This is a genomic window from Paraburkholderia sp. SIMBA_030, from assembly GCF_046535245.1.
In the GTDB taxonomy this organism is placed as follows: Bacteria; Pseudomonadota; Gammaproteobacteria; order Burkholderiales; family Burkholderiaceae; genus Paraburkholderia.
On record NZ_JAWRXB010000315.1, the window covers coordinates 1 to 282 of the forward strand.

A 282-nucleotide genomic window follows, 5' to 3' on the forward strand; every position below is an offset into this window, starting at 1 on the left:
GATCGTCTCAGAGGAGATCGCAGAGGTTCGGTCGACCCTCGAAGTGATCGCCGGTCCCGGTGCGCGCCTGGGCTACTTGGTGGAAACCATGCTCGAAGCGAAGCGTTTGGACGTGACGGCAGTGTGGGTGGACGCATGGACCCTCGGGCGTCGCAGTGAGCTGTTATCGGCCACCGTGCGGAGCCAAATGGATGCTTGGCAGGACGTCATCCGGGTGGTTCTCGATGAGGGCCAAGCAGCGGGAGAATTTTCCATGCCGGATGCCCAAGCGGTGGCTTGGCA

The 282-nt window shown here is 62.4% G+C and carries 1 protein-coding gene; it reads left to right on the forward strand.

The window, feature by feature from the left end:
• Nucleotides 1-282 (forward strand): TetR family transcriptional regulator C-terminal domain-containing protein (locus tag SB772_RS40150; RefSeq protein WP_410838538.1); only part of this gene is annotated, 282 nt, incomplete at both ends.